At 52.4% G+C, this 622-nt stretch carries 1 protein-coding gene; it reads left to right on the top strand.

The features are described 5' to 3' along the window. The coding region (locus tag GZ1_RS17805; RefSeq protein WP_157074407.1) for a TnsB C-terminal domain-containing protein at nucleotides 1-622 on the top strand (622 nt) is incomplete at both ends.

The following is a 622-nucleotide window of genomic DNA, read 5'->3' as shown; positions in this document are numbered from 1 at the left end:
ACTATGGCAAGGGGACTTATCCCATGGACCCACGATTCGAGTCCATGGGAAAGCCCAGAAAACGTTTTTGATCGCGTATATCGATGACTGCTCGCGGTTAGTGCCATATGCCCAATTTTTCCCTTCCGAGAAATTTGATGGGCTGCGGATCGTCACAAAGGAAGCGGTGCTTCGTTGCGGGAAGCCGAAACGCATTTACTCGGACAACGGGAAAATTTATCGATCCGAGGTGCTGCAGTATGCGTGCGCCGAGATGGGGATTACACTCATCCACACCCAGCCGTATGACCCGCAAAGCAAAGGGAAAATTGAACGGTTCTTCCGCACCGTACAGACGCGGTTTTATCCGTTGCTGGAGTTGGATCCCCCGAAGTCACTCGAAGAGCTGAACGAGCGCTTTTGGAGGTGGCTTGAAGAGGAGTATCATCGAAAACCGCACGCCTCACTGGACGGAAAAACGCCGCATGAGGTGTTTCAATCGCAAGTGCATCTCGTGTCGTTCATCGAAGATGGCGATTGGCTGGATGCGATGTTTCTGAAACGGGAGCACCGCAAGGTGAAAGCCGATGGCACGATCACCCTGAATAAACAGCTATATGAAGTGCCGCCTCGGTTCATTGGG

It is taken from the genome of Geobacillus zalihae NBRC 101842, from assembly GCF_001544135.1.
Classification (GTDB): domain Bacteria; phylum Bacillota; class Bacilli; order Bacillales; family Anoxybacillaceae; genus Geobacillus; species Geobacillus zalihae.
Note: the sequence above shows the minus strand (reverse complement) of the source record. Positions and strands in the feature narration are given on the sequence as shown.